At 64.5% G+C, this 16,898-nt stretch carries 16 protein-coding genes; 1 reads left to right on the top strand and 15 read right to left on the bottom strand.

Annotation, left to right across the window (positions count from 1 at the left end; all coding sequences use genetic code 11):
• Positions 1 to 266: 266 nt before the first annotated feature.
• The 14 genes from EOB80_RS25645 to EOB80_RS25710 all read right to left on the bottom strand — a co-directional run bounded on the left by EOB80_RS25645 (position 267) and on the right by EOB80_RS25710 (position 14,481).
• Positions 267 to 1,034 (bottom strand): SDR family NAD(P)-dependent oxidoreductase, encoded by a 768-nt coding sequence (locus tag EOB80_RS25645; RefSeq protein WP_127330579.1) that lies wholly within the window; start codon positions 1,032 to 1,034, stop codon positions 267 to 269.
• On the bottom strand, positions 1,031 to 1,996 hold the full coding sequence (locus EOB80_RS25650; protein ID WP_127330581.1) for a sugar kinase: 966 nt from the start codon (positions 1,994 to 1,996) through the stop codon (positions 1,031 to 1,033). The genes EOB80_RS25645 and EOB80_RS25650 overlap by 4 nt, the downstream gene beginning before the upstream one ends.
• A 90-nt stretch (positions 1,997 to 2,086) precedes the next feature.
• The gene (locus EOB80_RS25655; protein WP_245466442.1) at positions 2,087 to 3,001 is read right to left on the bottom strand and encodes an ABC transporter permease; all 915 of its coding nucleotides are present in this window, start codon (positions 2,999 to 3,001) and stop codon (positions 2,087 to 2,089) included.
• A complete protein-coding gene (locus EOB80_RS25660) occupies positions 2,998 to 4,029 on the bottom strand; it encodes an ABC transporter permease (RefSeq protein ID WP_127330583.1) in 1,032 nt (343 codons plus the stop codon). The genes EOB80_RS25655 and EOB80_RS25660 overlap by 4 nt, the downstream gene beginning before the upstream one ends.
• The gene (locus EOB80_RS25665) at positions 4,026 to 5,552 is read right to left on the bottom strand and encodes a sugar ABC transporter ATP-binding protein (RefSeq protein ID WP_164762720.1); all 1,527 of its coding nucleotides are present in this window, start codon (positions 5,550 to 5,552) and stop codon (positions 4,026 to 4,028) included. Before EOB80_RS25665 ends, EOB80_RS25660 begins: the two co-directional genes overlap by 4 nt.
• Positions 5,553 to 5,621: 69 nt before the next feature.
• Entirely contained in the window at positions 5,622 to 6,623 is a 1,002-nt protein-coding gene (locus EOB80_RS25670) for a sugar ABC transporter substrate-binding protein (RefSeq protein WP_027035479.1), read from the bottom strand.
• A 63-nt stretch (positions 6,624 to 6,686) separates the two neighbouring features.
• Positions 6,687 to 7,346, bottom strand: coding sequence for an L-fuculose-phosphate aldolase (locus tag EOB80_RS25675; protein ID WP_127330585.1), 660 nt, complete (start codon positions 7,344 to 7,346; stop codon positions 6,687 to 6,689).
• 27 nt (positions 7,347 to 7,373) lie between these two features.
• Positions 7,374 to 8,150, bottom strand: coding sequence for a glucose 1-dehydrogenase (locus EOB80_RS25680; RefSeq protein WP_127330587.1), 777 nt, complete (start codon positions 8,148 to 8,150; stop codon positions 7,374 to 7,376).
• A gap of 197 nt (positions 8,151 to 8,347) precedes the next feature.
• Positions 8,348 to 9,184 carry a GntR family transcriptional regulator gene (locus EOB80_RS25685; RefSeq protein WP_127330589.1) on the bottom strand — a complete coding sequence of 279 codons (837 nt, stop codon included), beginning with the start codon at positions 9,182 to 9,184 and terminating at the stop codon, positions 8,348 to 8,350.
• 72 nt (positions 9,185 to 9,256) lie between these two features.
• The gene (locus tag EOB80_RS25690) at positions 9,257 to 10,492 is read right to left on the bottom strand and encodes an MFS transporter (protein ID WP_245466443.1); all 1,236 of its coding nucleotides are present in this window, start codon (positions 10,490 to 10,492) and stop codon (positions 9,257 to 9,259) included.
• Between the two features lie 5 nt (positions 10,493 to 10,497).
• A complete protein-coding gene (locus EOB80_RS25695; RefSeq protein ID WP_127330591.1) occupies positions 10,498 to 10,950 on the bottom strand; it encodes a MaoC family dehydratase in 453 nt (150 codons plus the stop codon).
• Positions 10,947 to 11,387 (bottom strand): zinc ribbon domain-containing protein, encoded by a 441-nt coding sequence (locus EOB80_RS25700; RefSeq protein ID WP_127330593.1) that lies wholly within the window; start codon positions 11,385 to 11,387, stop codon positions 10,947 to 10,949. Before EOB80_RS25700 ends, EOB80_RS25695 begins: the two co-directional genes overlap by 4 nt.
• Positions 11,387 to 12,538, bottom strand: a complete 1,152-nt coding sequence (locus EOB80_RS25705; protein ID WP_127330595.1) for a thiolase family protein — start codon at positions 12,536 to 12,538, stop codon at positions 11,387 to 11,389. The genes EOB80_RS25700 and EOB80_RS25705 overlap by 1 nt, the downstream gene beginning before the upstream one ends.
• Positions 12,535 to 14,481, bottom strand: coding sequence for an acetoacetate--CoA ligase (locus tag EOB80_RS25710; RefSeq protein ID WP_127330597.1), 1,947 nt, complete (start codon positions 14,479 to 14,481; stop codon positions 12,535 to 12,537). The genes EOB80_RS25705 and EOB80_RS25710 overlap by 4 nt, the downstream gene beginning before the upstream one ends.
• Positions 14,482 to 14,613: 132 nt before the next feature.
• Here EOB80_RS25710 and EOB80_RS25715 point away from each other — a divergent pair, with 132 nt between their 5' ends.
• Complete coding sequence (locus EOB80_RS25715; RefSeq protein WP_164762721.1) at positions 14,614 to 15,792, top strand: acetyl-CoA C-acetyltransferase; 1,179 nt, start codon at positions 14,614 to 14,616, stop codon at positions 15,790 to 15,792.
• Between the two features lie 9 nt (positions 15,793 to 15,801).
• Here the strand turns inward: EOB80_RS25715 and EOB80_RS25720 are convergent, their stop codons facing one another.
• Positions 15,802 to 16,284 (bottom strand): hypothetical protein, encoded by a 483-nt coding sequence (locus tag EOB80_RS25720; RefSeq protein ID WP_127330601.1) that lies wholly within the window; start codon positions 16,282 to 16,284, stop codon positions 15,802 to 15,804.
• Positions 16,285 to 16,898: the final 614 nt, after the last annotated feature.

Genomic DNA, 16,898 nt, shown 5'->3' on the forward strand with positions numbered 1-16,898 from the left:
CAGATTTTGGACAACCAAGAGATCTCGTATGAACAAGTTTCCACACTTGTCCGTGCATTGAAACAATCGACGTCCGCTTTTGGAGGATGGCGCGGATCAGCGGAACGGCTGCAATGAGGCGCATTGCGGTCCGACGCCTTTGGGCCGTGGAGCGGACTGGCAGCTTCCAGGATGATCTGGGCAGAAAACCGACCTTACATCAACATAGTCTCGTTGGCGTCACGCCAGGGCCGGCATGGCGACCACGTAGGCCAGCCCTGCGAGGATCAGTGGTAGTAGATGCCACCGTCGACATTGAGCGATTGTCCGGTGACGAACGCCGACAGGTCCGAAGCGAAGAACAGTACCGGCCCGACGACATCCTCTGGCGCGCCAAGACGCTTCAGCGCCGCGACCTCTTCCCAGTGGCGGATCGCGGCCTCGCTGCCCAGATTGTTCTTGCCCATCTCGGTCAGGATGATGCCAGGGCAAATCGCATTGACGGTGACGCCGTCCATGCCGACTTCCTGTGCGAGCACGCGGGTGAGCGTAATCACCACCGCCTTAGTCGCCGCGTAGTGGCCCTGCGTCGGCACGCCTTGGCGGCCGGCGATCGAGGCGATGTTGATCACCCGGCCCGATTTCTTGGCGCGCATATGCGGCAGCACCGCTTGGCACATCATCAGCACGCCCTTGGCGTTGATATCGAAATGCGCGTCCCAGTTGGCCTCGTCGAGGTCCTGGAGCAGGCTGGGCTTCAGGATGCCGGCATTGTTGACCAGCACGTCGATGCTGCCAGCGGCCTTAAGCAACGCCTGCGCCGTCGCTTCGATCTCCTTTTTCTTGCTGACATCCATCGTGTAGACATAGGCCTTGCGGCCGGCCGCCTCGATCTCGCCCCTGGTCACGTCGAGTTCCGCCGCCTGCGACGGCAAATCGGTGATGGCAACATCGAAACCCGCTTCGGAGAGCCCCTTCGCGAGCGCTCTGCCGATACCGCGGCTCGCGCCGGTGACGAGGGCCGTCTTGCCCTTGGCCTCAGGAAGAATGGTCATGCTGCTTCCACCTTTGATGTCTTGACGGGGAGCGAGTTCATCGCCGCCACCGTGTCGTCGAATGAAACGAGTTTGCCGTCGGAACCGAGTCCCATCGCCACCTTGGCGGCGACGGCGCTCGCAAAACGCGCGGATTGCTTGAGGTCCCAACCCTTGACGATGCCGACGATGATGCCCGCGGTGAAGGAGTCGCCGCAGCCCGTGGTGTCGAAGACCTCGACCTCGAAGGCCGGCAGATGAAAATCCTCGCCATGCTCGGGCGAGACATGGACGCCGTCGGCGCCAAGCGTGAGGATGCAGTTCTTCACGCCCCTGGCCTTGAAGAAGGCTGCGACGCGGGCCGGATCGCGGTCATGCGCCATCTCGCCGGCCTCGTCGATGCTCGGCACGAAATAGTCGATATAGGGCAGGCACGGTTCGACCAGCCGCCACGTTTCCGGCGTCGCCTGGATGAGATCGAAGGTGGTGACGCGGCCAAGCTCCTTGGCCCGCCTCAGCAGCCTGACGGTGGGCTCGCCGTCGAAGCGCTTCAGCAGGCCGGTGCCGCCGACATGGACGACGGTGGCGTCGAGTGCGGCATCAAGATCGGCATCGGCGACCTCGAACAAAGTGGCTGTGCCCGGCACATGCAATGCCGGCCGCTCGCCATTCGGCCGCACTGGCAGGATGGTGGAGGACGTCTGGAGGCTGCCGTCGCGGCGTACCAGGCCGCACTCGAGGCCATATTCCTTGAGCTTGGCGAGGAACCAGTCGCCCATGTCGTCGGTGCCGAGCGTGGTGACGGCCCGCGTCTTCAGGCCAAGGATGGCGCAGTCCATGCCGGTCGCACCGGCCGTGCCGGCGACGGTCATGCGGATCTCCTCGATATAGTCGGCGCGGCCACCTTCGGGGATGCGCGAAACCGGGCGTCCCAGAATGTCGAGGACATAGAAGCCGATCGAGCTGATGTCGAATTGTGGCATGGCTGACTTGACCTTTCGAACTCAATGGGTGGCGCGGCGCAGGCCGAAGCTCACGGCCAGCACCAGGAAGACCAGCACGCCGATGCCGACCTACTGCCAGTAAAAATTCCAGCCGACGAGCAGCAGCCCGTTCTTGACGATGGCAAGCAACAGCACGCCGAGCAGCGTGCCGACCACCGAGGGCTTGCGCTCGCGGCTGAGCGTCGTGCCTATGAAGGTGGCGCCGATGGCGTCGAGCAGGAAGGCGTTGCCCGACAGGGGCACGTAGGACTTCACCGTCGCCGACAGCAGGATGCCGGTCACGCCCGCCAGCAGCGCACAAAGCACATGCACCATCGACAATTCGCGCGGCACGCGGATGCCGGAATACCAGGCGACGCCGGGCTGCGCGCCCATCGCCTGCACATAGCGGCCGAAAACGGAGCGGTGCAGCAGCACGTGGACCGCGATGGCTGATAAGATCAGCACGATCACCGGTGTCGGCACGCCGAACAGAGCGGTGCGGGCGATGGCGTTGAACTGGTCGCCGGCATAGCCGCTGGTGAGGTAGATCGGCTGGCCGCCGCTGGTGGCAAGCTGCTGCGTGCTCTGGCCGATGAACAGCACGCCAAGCGTCGCCAGGAACGGGCTGATGTTGAGCCTGGTGATGAGAATTGCGTTGAGGATGCCGACGACCAGCGCGGCACCCAGCCCGCCGCCGACGCCGACCACCCCGCCATAGCCGGCGGCGAGCAGCATGACGAAGACCATGCTTGCCATGTCGACGGACACGCCGATGGACAGATCGATGCCGCCGGACGAGATGACAATGGTGAGCCCGAGCGCCACGATCGCCAGCATGACGACGTTGTTGACCAGCACGTTGAAGAGGTTCGCCGGCGTCAGAAAGGTCGGGCTCGCCACCGCGAAGAAGATGACGATCGCCGCGAAAGCGATGAGCATGCTGTATTTGGCAAGGAAGGCGCGCAGGCCCATCTTGGCGCGGTCATTGGCCGAGTTGCTCATCGTGAACCCTCCGAGCCGCGGGCAAAGGATGTGATGGCCACCACCAGCAGGATCAGCGCGCCCTGCACGCCGTTTACCCAGTAACTTGAAACGTTGAGCAGTTGGAAGCCGTTGGCGAGCAGGCCGATGAACAACACGCTGAGCAGCGTGCCGCCCATGGTCGGCACGAAGCGGCGGGAGAAGACAGTGCCGAGCAGGGCGGCCGCCAGCACCGACAAAAGCAGTTCGCCGGAGCCGGGCGTGCTGGCCGAGAGCCGCGAAACGGTGAGTATGCTCGCCACCGCCGCGCAGAAGCCGCTCAGCACATAGGTGAAGGACACGTAGAACGGCACGCTGAGACCGGCCGCTCGTGCAGCCTCGGGGTGCCCGCCGACCGCGTAGAGCCGCAGCCCGAATGCCGTGACATGGATGATTGCGATGATGATCGCGGAGAACACGATCAGCGCCCAGGCGAGCGCCGAGATGCCGAGGAAGCTCCCCGAGACCAGGAAGCCGAGCAGCGGGGAGGATGCGCCGACGACAGTGTTCTGGGTAAGCGTGAGTTCCATGCCGGCGGCGACGTTGAGCACGGCAAGCGTCGCCAGCAGCGGCAGGATGCCGAGACCGACCACGGCAAGGGCGTTCAGCGCCCCGACGGCCATGCCGACGGCGATGGCCGCGAGGACCGACAGGAAGTCGCCATAGCCCATCGACAACAGCGTCGCGTAGACGGCGGCGCACAGCCCCATATTGGCGGCGATCGACAGGTCGATACCGCCTTCGGTGACATCGGAGCCGCCGCCGATGATGACGGTCGTCATGCCATAGGCGAGTACGCCCAGGATCGCCGACTGCTCGACCACGTTGATGAGGTTGAAGGTCGAGGTGAAGCCCGGCGCGAAGACGACGAAATAGGCCATGATCGCAGCAAAGGCGGCAATCGCGCCGAGACGCACGACGATGGTGGCGAAGCGCCGGCCAGCACTTTTGCCGGTGGCGCGGGTTTCGTCGGACGCGCCGGCCTCGGTGTGGAGAGTTGTCGCGCTCATGCCGCCAACCCATCAGCATTCGAGCGGGCGCCTGACGAGGCCGCGAGCAGCGCGTCGCTGTTCATTGACGGGCCGGAGAAGGTGCCGGCAAGCCGGCCGCGATAGACGACCAGCACGCGGTCGCAGACGCCGACCAGCTCGAGCAGGTCGGACGATAGAAGCAGGATCGCCGCACCCTCGCCCGCCAGCCGGCTCAACAGATTGTAAATCTCGACCTTGGCGCCGACATCGACGGCCACCGTCGGCTCGTCCAGCACATAGACCCGCGACTGACAGCTGAGCCACTTGGCGATCGCCACCTTCTGCTGGTTGCCCCCGGAGAGTTCGCGCACCAGCGCATCGCGATGCGGCGTCTTGATCGACAGCTCCTTGATCAGCCCATCGACCGCCTGGTTCTCGTTGCCGCGGCTGACCAGACCGTTTCTCGAATAGCGGCGCAGGCTGGCCAGCGAAACATTCTCGCGAACCGACAGGCCGAGCGCCACGCCATGGGCGCGGCGATCCTCGGGCAGCATGGCGATGCCGCTGCGCACCGCCTTGACCGGCGTCGACAGCGACAGCGCCTTGCCCTCGACCTTGATCGAGCCGCCCTCGGCGGTCTTGAGGCCGAACAGGCACTGCACGATTTCCTTGGCGCCGGATCCGAGCAGGCCGGTGAGGCCGACGATCTCGCCGGCGCGAATGTTGAAGCCGATGTTTTCGAAACCGCCGCCGAGACGCAGATTGGCGACTTCGAGCACCGGCGCGCCCAAGACGACGGAACGCTTGGGAAACATCTCGCCGACATCGCGGGCGATCATCATCGAGATGATCTCATCGATCGATGTCTCGCGCGGGTCGACCATGCCGACGTCGGTGCCATTGCGCATCACGGTGACGCGGTCGCAGAGCTTCTCGATTTCCTGCATGTAGTGGGAAATGAAGACCACCGCGATGCCGTCGTCGCGCAGCCGCCGCAGCACGTCGAACAGGCTGTCCACCTCGCGCTTGACCAGGGCCGCCGTCGGTTCGTCGAGCACCAGCACCGAGGCTTTCTGCGCCAGCGCCCGCGTGATCTGCACCACTTTTTGCTGTGCCGTCGTCAGGTCCTTGACCAGGGTTCCCGCCGGCAATTCCATGCCGAAGAACCGCTGCAACAGATCGGCTGCCTTGCGCTCCATGGCGCGGCGGCTGACGAAGGGGCCGAAGCCGATTTCGTGGCCGAGGAACACCGCCTCGCCGACGGTTGCGGTCGGCACCAGCAGCCTGTCCTGATGGATGAAATGCACGCCGAGTTTTTCGACCGATGCCGGCGAAAGGGCGGTAACGGTCTCGCCATTGATGACAATAGTGCCGCTGTCCGGTTTGATGATACCGGCCAGCACCTTGATGATCGTCGACTTGCCGGCGCCGTTCTGGCCGACAAGGCCGAGGATCGAACCGCGCACGATCTCGAGGTTCGCGTTCTCCAGCGCTCGCACCGGACCGAACCGCTTCGATATATTGCTCATCGATACAGCAATTTCACGCTTTGCTGTCTGCATGGCCGTCAATCCTGGTTGATGGTGGCGGGCAGCCATTTCGCTGGATGCCCGCCCGCCGTTTCGCTCAGCCTATTTAACGCCAGCCTTCTCGGCCGCGTCGAGGAACGGCTTTCCCTTTTCGGCGGCATTTTCCTTGTTGATCAGCACCGCGGGCACGAAGGTGAAGGGCGCGACCTTCTGGCCGGCAAGATATCTGGCGGCATTGTCGACCGATGTCTTGCCGATTTCATAGGGCTGCTGCGCTGCCACGGCACCGGCGGACGACTTCGGATCCATCACCATCTTGATGACTTCCGGGCTGCCGTCGATGCCGTAGGTCTTGACCTCGTTGCGGCCGGCGGCTTCGACCGCCTGCGTGGCGCCGATCTGCGGCACGTCCCAGCAGGCCCAGACCGCGCCGATCGAGCCCTTCTCGGGCGATTTGGTCAGCATGTCGGTGACGTTGGAATAGGCGCTCTGCACGGTGTTCGGGATGACGTCGCGCAGTTCCGGCTCGACGATCTTCACATCGGGGAACGAGGTCAGCACATATTTCAGCTGGTCGTAGCGGATCTTGCAGACCGGCACGCTGTAGAAGCCGTTGAAGACCAGCACATTGCCCTTTCCGCCCATGTCGGCGACCATCTGCAGAGCGATCTCGGCGCCGATATTGTAGTTGTTGGACGTGGTGTTGTTGATCGCGTGCGGCGTCGCGGTGTCGACGGTGAACAGCGGGATGCCGGCGTCGCGGATCTTCTGCAGCCACGGGTTCAGCACTTCGAGGTTGCCGAGCTGCTCGATGATGGCGTCGGGCTTCTGCGCGATCAGCGTCTGCAGCTGCGCGATTTGCTGCTGGTCCTTGCGGCCGGCATCGAGCGCGATGACTTCGCCGCCGAGCTCCTTCACGCGGTCCTGGATGCCGCGAAACGCCATCAGGTCCCAGTAATGGTCCGTGCCGATGGCGGAAACGCCGATGCGCTTGCCCTTCAGCGACAGTTCCTCGGCACTCACGCTCGAGATGGCAGCCAGGCTGCAAGCCGCCGCCAACCCCAAAGCGAGCGCTTTGACGAGGCCTTTCATTGATCCGGTCATTTCATTTCCTCCCTTGTTGATCGCTCCGGACCTTCCCGGAGGATTCTGTCAGATGACCGCCGCTCAGGCAGCAGCCTCCTTGTCGCGCAGGCCGTAGCTGGCCATGCGGCTGATGACGTTTTCGATCTCTTCCTCGGACAGGATCGGCGGCTCGCCGATCTGAAGGGCGCCGTGATACTGGCGCGCCAGCGTTTCCACCTCGACCGCCAGCCACATCGCCTGGCTGAGGCTGGAGCCGACCGAAATCATGCCGTGCTGTGCAAGCAGGCAGGCCTTGCGGTCGCGCAGCGCCTCCACCGCATGCGCCGAGAGCTCCGCCGTGCCGAAGGTGGCGTAGGGCGCACAGCGAATGTCGCTGCCGCCGGCGACCGCGACCATGTAGTGGATCGCCGGTATCTTCCGGCCCATGATGGCGATGGTCGTGCAGTAGGTCGGATGCGCGTGGACGACCGCGTTGACCTCGGGCCGCGCCTTCATGATGTCGAGATGGAAGCGCCATTCGCTCGAGGGCGGCAGGCGCCCGTCGACCTCGCCGTCCCAGGCCATGAAGACGATGTCCTCGGGCACCAGTGTCTCGTAAGGCGTGCTGGTCGGCGAGATCAGCATGCCTTCGCCATGGCGCCGGCTGACATTGCCTGACGTACCCTGATTGATGCCCAGCGCATTCATCTCGAGGCAGGCGTCGATGATTGCCTGGCGTGCCTCTAGGTCCGAAACGATCATGCGATATTCCAATCCTTGCTCGGCCCGTCACCAGGCCGTGTAGCCGCCATCGATCGACAGGATCGCGCCGGTGACGTAGCTCGACGCCGGCGAGGCGAGAAACAGGATCGCCGAAGCGATCTCGTGCGGCTCGCCGAGCCGGCCCATCGGCGTCATGTCGATCCAGGTGTTGAAGAGTTCGGGGCGCTCGCGCATTTTCAGCGTCATCTCCGTCCCGACATAACCTGGCGCGAGCGCGTTGACGCGCACACCTGATTTTGCCCATTCGACGGCAAGCGCCTTGGTCATCATGTGCACGGCGCCCTTGCTCACCATGTAGGAGGGCGCGGTCTGCGGACGGTTGATGATCAGGCCCGACATCGAGCCGAGATTGACGATCGAGCCCTTCTTGCGGGCGACCATGGAGCGGCCGAAGGCACGCGAGGCCCAGTAGACGCCGTTGACGTTGACATCCATCACCTGGCGCCATTCCTCGTCGGATGTGTCGAGCGCGGTGTTGAGGCGGGCGATGCCGGCGCTGTTGACCAGTATGTCGACCTGGCCGAAATCGCTGACGATCCGGGCGGCTATCGCCTCGACGGCACGTGGATCGGTGACGTCGAGCACGCGGCCATCGACGCTGGCGACACCGGCCCCCTTAAGCGCCTCGGCGGCTGCATCCAGGCCTTGCATATTCATGTCGAGCAGGACGATGCGCGCGCCGCAGGTGCCGAGCGCCTTGGCGGCCTCCAGACCGATGCCGCTGGCACCGCCGGTGACGACGGCAACCTCGCCCGTCAGGTCGAATTGCGACCGGTAGTCCATGCTAATCCTCCATCAGGCGAGGCTTGAACGCGGGCAAAACCTTCCCCTCGACACCAACGTGGCGTCGCAAGCCGATCGATCCTGATAATGCGTTAGGGGTCAGGCTCCTCCCGACCCATGGCAAGGACGTTACAGAAGCTTCCCGGGTTCGTCAATCTGGTTATAACCAGAAAACAGAATGTTTTGACGGATCATATTCAGGTGCGATCGACGCCGTTCACTGTCGCCGACGGCTGCTCGACCGCCATGTGGATGCGGGCGACGGAAGAGTTGTAGAAGGCCTCGTAATATTCGAGCGCCGCACCGTCGGCATCATAGGCGATCGACTCGATTTCGATCAGCGGTGTGTTGGCGGCGACGCCCATCTCCTCGGCCTCTTCCTTGGTGGGCAATGCCGCGCGCAGCCAACGGTCGGCGCGCTTCACCGTCAGGCCGAACACCGCGCGGATGGTGCCGAAAATCGACTGGTTTTCCGAAAGGATGTTTTCAAGCCCCGGCACCCTGTGCCCCGGCAGGCTGATGCGTGTCATGGTGATCGGCGCGCCGTCGGTCATGTAGACGCGGCTGATGCGGACCACGCTGCCATTGGCGGGAATGCCGAAGACTTTGGACTCTTTCTCGCTCGGCGGGCACCGGTAGATTTCGAGCGTGCGCGTCGAGACCTTGTGGCCCTTCGCCGTCAGGTCGTCGAACACGCCGAGATTGGCGGTCATGAAGTCGACATGCTCGCGCGGTGCGGCGACGAACATGCCCTTGCGCGGCATCTTGATGATGCGGCCTTCGCTGGACAGCGAGCCGATCGCGGCACGCACGACCGGACGCGAGACGCCGAAGAAGTCGCACAGCGCCTGCTCGGAAGGGATGCGCGAATTGGCCGCCAGCAGACCGGTGTTGATGGCTTCCTCGACCTGGTTGCGCAATTGCACCCACAGCGGTGCCGCCTCGTCGCGGTTGAGCTCGACCTTGGAGCCGATCGAGCGGAACGCCTCGGCCGCTCCGGCATCTTCCTGGTCGTAGCGAGGACGCCCACGCATTCTGGTCGTTTGTTCCATTTCGCTCCCGCCGCAAAATGATTTGCCGCGACTCAAGAAGCGGCAGCGTCCTCCCTAACGGAGCCCGCCAGCCATATTCACGCTCTCCGGCAAGTTTCGCAACCACAGCATGGCCACGGCTCCAAGAAGCGGCCCGGGAACCAGCAGCAGGAAGGCCCAGCGCCAGCCGCCGACAAGGTCGGCGAAGCGCGGCGTCAACCAGATGGCCAGCACCGTCAGCGCGAAGCCGGCGCCGAGCTGCACCGACAGCGCCGTGCCGACGAAGCGGCGGTCGGCAAGCTCGGTGACGGCAGCTGAAAACTGCGCGGAATCGCCGACCACCGAAATGCCCCAGACGATGGCAACCAGCATGAACAGCCAGAGCGGCCCTGTGAACAGGAAGCCCATGAGCAGTGCGCAGCTTCCCGAGACGATCATCATGCCGGCTGTGGTCGCCGTTCGGCCGATCCGGTCCGACAGATAGCCTCCGAGCAGGCAGCCGAGAATTCCGGACGCAATGATGAAGAAGGTCGATAGCGACGCGGCTGCCGTCGTCCCAACGGCCTGCGCCTCGAAGGCGGCACGCGTATAGGCAAGCAGCCACGCCCACATGGCATAGAGTTCCCACATGTGTCCGAGATAGCCGAGATTGGCGAGCAGCAGCGGCTTTTCGCGAAACACCTGGCCGATGCGCGACGGCTCGAACACCGCCTTGCCGAAGGGATAAGGCCCTTCCCTGGCGAACTGCAGGAACAGCAGTGCGCCGATCGCCGTCGCCAGGCTGGCTGCGGCGACCACCGGCCGCCAGTCGAGCGCGCTCAAGGCGGCGCGGAAGAGATGTGGCAGTGCCGAGCCAATGGTCAGCGCGCCAATGACCGCGCCGAGCGCCAGCCCCCTGTCGCGCGTGAACCAGGTTGCGACCAGCTTCAACGCCGGCGGATAGACCCCGGCAAGTGCTGCGCCGGTGACGATGCGCGCGGCGATGGCACCGCCCGGGTCGGGATGAAACAGCAAACTGGCATTGGCGAGCGCGGCAACAAAAGCTGCGGCGGCCATAAGGCGGCTGAGCCGCACCAGGTCGGGAAGGTTGACCAGGCTCGCCGCCAGCGCGCCGATCACGAAGCCGACCTGGACGCCGTTGGTCAGCCACGCCTCGGCGCCAGAACCGATAGCCAGTTCCTGCTTCAGCTCGGGCAGGATGGCGGTCGCCGAAAACCAGGTGGTCAGCGACAGAACGACAGCCAGGCAAAGCAGCGACAGCACGCGCCAGCGTTCGCTGTCGGCCGCCATGCCAGGACGGCTGTCGTCCACCGCACTCACGCGCCTAGCAGCGGAACGGTGAACACCGTGGCCGTGCCGGTGAGACAAAGCTCGCCCTGGCCGTTGCGCACTGATGTCTCGATCTTGCAGATCGGCTTGTCAGGGCGCACCTCTTTGACCTCGACGCGTCCGGTGATCTCCTCGTCAACGCCTACGGCCTTGACGAACTTCCAGGCGACTTCAAGGAACACGGTCCCTGGTCCAGGCAGGTCTTCGGCGACCAGCGCATTGAGGATGCCTGAGGTGACGCCGCCCTGGACGATCAATTTGCCGAACACCGATTTCTCGGCCAGCGCGCGGTCATAGTGCAGCGGATTGCGGTCGCCGGTGATGTCGGTGAAGGCCTCGATATCGCTGGCGCGCGTGCGGCGCGTGCGCTCGGCCAAGGCGCCGACTTCCGGACGACCCTTGACCACACCTACCCAGCCATCTTTCGTCTCGGTGCTCATTGCGGCTTCTCCTCTGTTGCGGTTTCCACTGATTTGAAGGCTGGCAGCACGCGACCGCCGATGGCTGTCGGTGCGAGCAGCAGCGCGTCTCCGACGTGTGGTGGCTGCGCGCCGGTCAGGATGAAGCTCAGCATGGTCGGGCCTTCGGCCAATTCGACCAGCCCGACCACATAGGGAGCGGCCGGCAGCCAGCCGGGATGGCCCGGCTTGCCCACTTGCGAAAAGGATTTCAGTCGGCCCTTGCCCGACGCCTCTTTCCAGACCAGGCGCTTGCCCCAGCAATGCGGGCACATCGGGCGCGGATAGAACACGGCCTTGCCGCAGTCCTCGCAGTGCTGGATTTTAAGCTGCCCTTGCGCCGCCGCGTCCCAGAACGGCTGGGTCAGCGTGGTGATCGTCGGACCGGGGGTCTTGAGTGCACTGAGATCGACGGACATCAGGCGGCTCCCAGCACGAGCGCGGTCGCCTCGCTCATCGTCGCGCCATTGCCGGTGACCAGCGCGAGCTCGGCCTTGCCGATCTGGCGTTCGCCCGCCTCGCCGCGCAGTTGACGCACCGCCTCGACGACATGCGTCATGCCGCCGGCAAGGTCGGGCTGGCCGAAGCCGAGCTGGCCGCCATGCGTGTTGAGCGGCTTGTCGCCTTGGTGCGAAAGATCGTGGTCGCGCAGCCACGCGCCAAACTGGCCCGGCGCACAGAGACCGGCGTCCTCGATCGTCGTGGCGACCATGATCGTGTAGCAGTCGTAGAGCGACAGGAGATCCATGTCATCGGCCCTGGTGCCGGACTGCGCGAAGGCCCGCGCCATGGCGCTCTTCAGCGGACCGGAGGTGAGGCAGGGCGCCTGGCTGACCGCGCGATGCGTGACCTTCTCGCCGGCCCCCAGCAAATGCACGGGACGCTTGCGCAGCGAACGCGCGCGCTCGGCCGAGGTGACGACAACTGCCTCGCCGCCGGCGACTGGCATGACGATTTCATAGAGATGCAGCGGCGAAGAGATCATCGGCGAGGCCAGCACCATCTCCACATCCGCCGGCTTGCCGAAGAAGATCGCGTCTGGGTTGAGCTGTGCGTTGGCCCGTGCCGCCGCGGCAATCAGCGCGAAATCCCTGGCGGTCGAGCCATGCGCCGCCATATGCGCCTGCATCAGCAGCGCGTAGGAGATATTGGCGCCCGAAGCGCCGAACGGCACGTCGAACTCGCGGATCGGATTGCGGTTGGGCGATCGCGGTGCAACCTCTTCGCGGTTGTTGGCGAGGACGCACAGCACTGTCTCGCACATGCCGGCCTCGATCGCCGCCGCTGCGCGCCAGACCATGCCGGCACCCGAAGCGCCGCCGAGGTCGACGACATTGGCCATGGCCGGCGCCAGCCCGAGATACTCAGCGACGGTCGCCGGAACATGCTGCGGCGTCTCGCCGACCTGCGGCCCGACCAGCAGCCCATCGATCGCCGCCGGCTCCAGCCCGGCATCGAGCACGGCCAGACGGGAGACCTCGGCGATCATCTCCAGCGTCGCCACGCCGCTGGTCAGGCGTTGCGGTTTCAATTCGCCGATGCCGACGATCGCTCCCTTGGCCCGGATCATGCCGCCTTGCTCCGGTCGAGCGCGCGGTATTCCTCGAGGCATGCGGGATTGGCGAGCGAAGCCATATTCTTCACCGGCTTGCCCTCGAGTGTGGTGCGGGCGGCCCCTTCCACCCTCTTGCCGTTGAGCGTGTAGGGCACGGCCTGCACCGCATGGATGCGGTGCGGCACGTGGCGCGGCGATGCGCCCGCACGAATGGCGCGGCGGATCTGCCCAGCGAACTCAGGCGTCAGCTCAAAACCGTCGCTGAGCTTGACGCAAAGCACGATCTCCTCATCGCCTTCGACCGGCGCGCCGAACACCAGGCAATCCTCGATCTCGGCAAAGGTTTCGCAGACGGCGTAGATTTCGGCCGTGCCGATGCGCACGCCGCCGGGCTTCAACGTCGTGTCCGAGCGGCCATGGATGATCCCCGAGCCATGCAGGCTCACCTCGGCGACATCGCCATGCGTCCAGATTTCCCGGCGTGCGGCGAAATAGGTGGCGTGGTAGCGCGCGTCGCCGTCCTTGCCCCAGAAGGTCAGCGGCATGGACGGGAACGGTTCGGTGCAGACGAGATCGCCCTGCCGGCCGATGACCGGCGCGTTACGCTCGTCCATCACCGCCACCGCAAGGCCAAGCCCCTTCACCGTCAGTTCGCCACGGCGAACGGCGTGGAGCGGCGAACCGAGCAGGAAACAGCCGATGATCTCGGTGCCGCCCGAGATCGAGGCGAAGATCATGTCGTGCTTCACATTCTCGTAGACCCAGTCGAACTGGCCGGGAGAGACCGGCGCGCCGGCCGAAAGCAGCGAGCGCAGCGATGACAGGTCGTGCAAGCGCCCAGGCGCGTAGCCTTCGGCGGCAAGTGTCGCCAGATATTTCGGGCTGGTGCCGAAATGGGTGACGCGTGCGCGCTCCGCCATTGTCCACAGCGGGCTGGCGTCGAGGCCATCAGCGGTCTTCAGGATCGGCGCGCCGTCATAGAGCACAACAGCCGCGCCGCAGGCGAGGCCCGAGATCAACCAATGGTACATCATCCAGGCCGTGTTGGTGTACCAGCTCATCACGTCGCCGGGGCGGACGTCGCCATGCAGCAGATGCTCCTTCAGATGTTGGAGCAGCACGCCCCCGGTGCGATGGACGATCGCCTTTGGCGCGCCCGTGGTGCCCGAGGTGTAGAGCACATAGGCCGGATGATCGAAGGGCACGCGTTCGAACTTCAGCGCACCGTCGCTGCCGAAATCGTCGAAGGCGAGACAGGTCGCCGCGCAGTCCGCCTCTGCGCGCGGCTCGTCGGTCAGCACCAGCGTGGTCACCGTCGGCATCGCCGCAACGATCTCGGCCAACCGATCGGAGATGTCGTGCTTCTTGCCCGCATAGCGGTAGCGCGGTGTTGCAAACAACACCTTCACGCCGATCTGGCCGAGGCGGTCGACGATCGCCGCAGCGCCGAAATCCGGCGAGCAAGACGACCAGACGGCGCCGACCGAAAGCGTCGCCAGAAGCGCCACGAGACCTTCGACACGATTGGGCAGGATACCACCGACGCTGTCGCCCCTCGCCACGCCGGCCGCGCGCAGGCCATGCGCTATCCTGGCGACGCGCCCGCGCAACTCACAGAGGGTGACGGTGCGGAAATGGCCGCTCTCGTCGGCCTCGATGACCGCGACCCGATCATCGTCGCCCCGCGACAGATTCTCCGCGAGATTAAGCGATGCGTCGGGAAAGAATTGGCTCCGCGTCATCGGCGCCTGGTCGTCGCGCAGGAAAGATCGCGTGCCCGGATCGCCGGTCACACCGGCAAAGTCCCACACCGCCCGCCAGAACGCGCCAAGGTCACTGATCGACCAGCGATGCATCGTCTCGTAGTCATGCGGGCTGAAGCCGTTGGCTGTCGCGAAGCGCGCAAGATTCGAGAATTGGAACGCGGCCGGCGCCGGCGTCCAAAGCACGGATGACATGAATTTCCTCCCGGAATGCAGGCCGGCGCGAAGCCGTCATCTTGTCTGCAAGTCACTTTCAGATTATTGGTTATAACCAGAATGTCAAGCGGCGAACACGCCCTCTGTGCCGCACCAATGGAGGACAGGAAATTGCAGGATGCAGTGTACATCGTCGCCGCCAAACGCACGCCGATCGGCAAGCTCAACGGCGCGCTCGCCGGCCTCTCCGCCGCGGAACTGGGTGGGCGGCTGATTCAAGCGATGCTGGCCGAAACCGGGCTTGCGCCTGAAGCCGTCAGCGAGGTGATCATGGGCCAGGTGCTGACCGGCGGCGCCGGGCAGAACCCGGCAAGACAGGCATCGCTCAGGGCCGGCCTGCCGGTCAGCGTACCCGCGATGACGATCAACAAGGTGTGCGGCGCTGGCCAGAAATCGATTCATCTTGCCGCGCAGGCCATTCGCTGCGGCGACGCCGATTGCATCATCGCCGGCGGCCAGGATTCGATGACGTCCGCGCCGCATTTTATTCCAGGCATTCGCGGCGGCGTGCGCATGGGCGACCAGATCGTCAAGGATTCGATGATCACCGACGGGCTGTGGGACGCCTTCCATCAGGTCCATATGGGCGTCACGGTCGAGTCCCTGGCGCAGCGTTGCCAGATCACGCGCGATGAGCAGGACCGTTTCGCGTTGCGTTCGCAGGAGAAGGCCGACGCCGCTATCCGCTCGGGAAGGTTCGACGATGAGATTGTCCCTGTCTCGGTAAAGACAAGGCAGGGTGATGTCGTCATCGACCGTGACGAGCATCCAAACCCCTCGACCACCCTCGAAGGACTTGGCCGGCTGAAGCCGGTCTTCGATCCGGCGGGGACGATCACGGCCGGTAACGCCTCCGGCCTCAACGATGGTGCGGCAGCCGTACTTGTGATGTCGGAAACACGGATGGACGAACTCGGGCTAAAGCCCCTCGCCCGCATCGCGTCCTATGCTTCGGCGGGGGTCGAGCCGATGGACATGGGGTTGGGACCAGTCGCTGCCTCACGCCTTGCGCTGGAGAAGGCCGGCTGGCAGGCGGCCGACCTCGAGGCCATGGAGATCAACGAAGCCTTCGCCGCACAGGCCATCGCGGTCAATCGCGAGATGGGCTGGAACGAGGAGATCATCAACATCAGCGGCGGCGCCATCGCGCTCGGCCATCCGTTGGCCGGGTCCGGCTGCCGCATCGTAGTGACGCTGCTCCACGAGATGACGAGGCGCAAGGCCCGCAAAGGCCTGGCCTCACTTTGCATCGGCGGCGGCCAAGGCGTGGCGATCTGCCTGGAGCGGTGATCCGAGACTCTAAGCAGCTGTCGTGTGAAAGCGGTGCACAATGGCCTGGCCACGCCACCTCCAAGATTTCGACCCGACGCGAGGATTGCGTAGCGGAAGCCAATCACTGATCGCGCAAATAGAAAGGAAAAAAGTACCGCGAGGATAACCTCCGATTGCGCCGAAAATGCGCATGCCGAACAGCGTGGGGCCGAACATGGCCAATGCTATCGAGACAAGGAAGTAGTAGAGATTCGCGCGGCCAAACCAGCCCACACCCACAATGGGTGGCGGCGAAGCGCCCAAAAATTCCATTGCGTTGTTCGCCTGCGCCGCTGCATCTCCATCAACCCTGTGGGGGAAGTCTGCCAGCGCGATGACATAAAGAGCGGCTGCGAGAATGAGGACGCAGCCAACGGCAATCATCTTGGCGAGCGGGCGAGAAGTGCTGCAAGATGGCAAACGGAACGGTTCGCGCACAGCGAACACAATCACGATGGCGAGAATATGCATCGCCAACCCGCTATTGCGGGAGCACCCGCCGGGTTCAAGTGAACGGAAACTTGCCCGATGACCAGGCATGCTAACGCTCCAACTACCCCGCTGGCACTAAGATACATCGCCTGAGGGGCGGCCGTGTTGTGTCGAGCAAAGCGCCTGCGCTTGCCATCAGCGCCCCTCACGCCATCGTCACCCTCTCAAAAAGTTCGACTGCCCACTTTGTCACCCTTCGCCGGATACGCAAGAAGGCCGTTCGCCGCGCGATGACGCCACCATTCTCGAGGCGCAAAGCCTATCATGGCTCGAACCGAACTGTCGTTACGCGAAGGTCCGGAAAAGCGATTGAGTGCGGGCATTTGAAGCGGTCCAAGCATTCCAGCCGCTTTGCGCCCGCGCGGTGCGATGATTCGGCGCGCCTGCATTTGATCAGCTTGAGGAAAGCGCCGGTCGGTTTGCTCTCAGATGGGGAGGAGGTGGACGTGGTTTGACCCACTCTGCATAGTCGTCGGGCAGCATGTCTTCCAGCTATATGAGATTGTGCTTTTCCGGGGAGAGGACCAAGTTATCGGGAAAGGGCGTGGTCGGCTATCGAATCAGTGCTCAAACTGCGATGGAAATCCCGCAAC

The sequence above is a fragment of the Mesorhizobium sp. M7A.F.Ca.MR.245.00.0.0 genome (assembly GCF_003997415.1).
In the GTDB taxonomy this organism is placed as follows: Bacteria; Pseudomonadota; Alphaproteobacteria; order Rhizobiales; family Rhizobiaceae; genus Mesorhizobium.

Bases quoted from the DNA above. Each gene is read 5' to 3' on its own strand.
- EOB80_RS25650 (WP_127330581.1), bottom strand. From the start codon at position 1,996: ATGCCACAATTCGACATCAGCTCGATCGGCTTCTATGTCCTCGACATT.
- EOB80_RS25675 (WP_127330585.1), bottom strand. From the start codon at position 7,346: ATGATCGTTTCGGACCTAGAGGCACGCCAGGCAATCATCGACGCCTGC.
- EOB80_RS25665 (WP_164762720.1), bottom strand. From the start codon at position 5,552: ATGCAGACAGCAAAGCGTGAAATTGCTGTATCGATGAGCAATATATCG.
- EOB80_RS25695 (WP_127330591.1), bottom strand. From the start codon at position 10,950: ATGAGCACCGAGACGAAAGATGGCTGGGTAGGTGTGGTCAAGGGTCGT.
- EOB80_RS25685 (WP_127330589.1), bottom strand. From the start codon at position 9,184: ATGCGTGGGCGTCCTCGCTACGACCAGGAAGATGCCGGAGCGGCCGAG.
- EOB80_RS25720 (WP_127330601.1), bottom strand. From the start codon at position 16,284: ATGCATATTCTCGCCATCGTGATTGTGTTCGCTGTGCGCGAACCGTTC.
- EOB80_RS25680 (WP_127330587.1), bottom strand. From the start codon at position 8,150: ATGGACTACCGGTCGCAATTCGACCTGACGGGCGAGGTTGCCGTCGTC.
- EOB80_RS25710 (WP_127330597.1), bottom strand. From the start codon at position 14,481: ATGTCATCCGTGCTTTGGACGCCGGCGCCGGCCGCGTTCCAATTCTCG.
- EOB80_RS25645 (WP_127330579.1), bottom strand. From the start codon at position 1,034: ATGACCATTCTTCCTGAGGCCAAGGGCAAGACGGCCCTCGTCACCGGC.
- EOB80_RS25660 (WP_127330583.1), bottom strand. From the start codon at position 4,029: ATGAGCGCGACAACTCTCCACACCGAGGCCGGCGCGTCCGACGAAACC.
- EOB80_RS25670 (WP_027035479.1), bottom strand. From the start codon at position 6,623: ATGACCGGATCAATGAAAGGCCTCGTCAAAGCGCTCGCTTTGGGGTTG.
- EOB80_RS25655 (WP_245466442.1), bottom strand. From the start codon at position 3,001: ATGAGCAACTCGGCCAATGACCGCGCCAAGATGGGCCTGCGCGCCTTC.
- EOB80_RS25705 (WP_127330595.1), bottom strand. From the start codon at position 12,538: ATGATCCGGGCCAAGGGAGCGATCGTCGGCATCGGCGAATTGAAACCG.
- EOB80_RS25700 (WP_127330593.1), bottom strand. From the start codon at position 11,387: ATGTCCGTCGATCTCAGTGCACTCAAGACCCCCGGTCCGACGATCACC.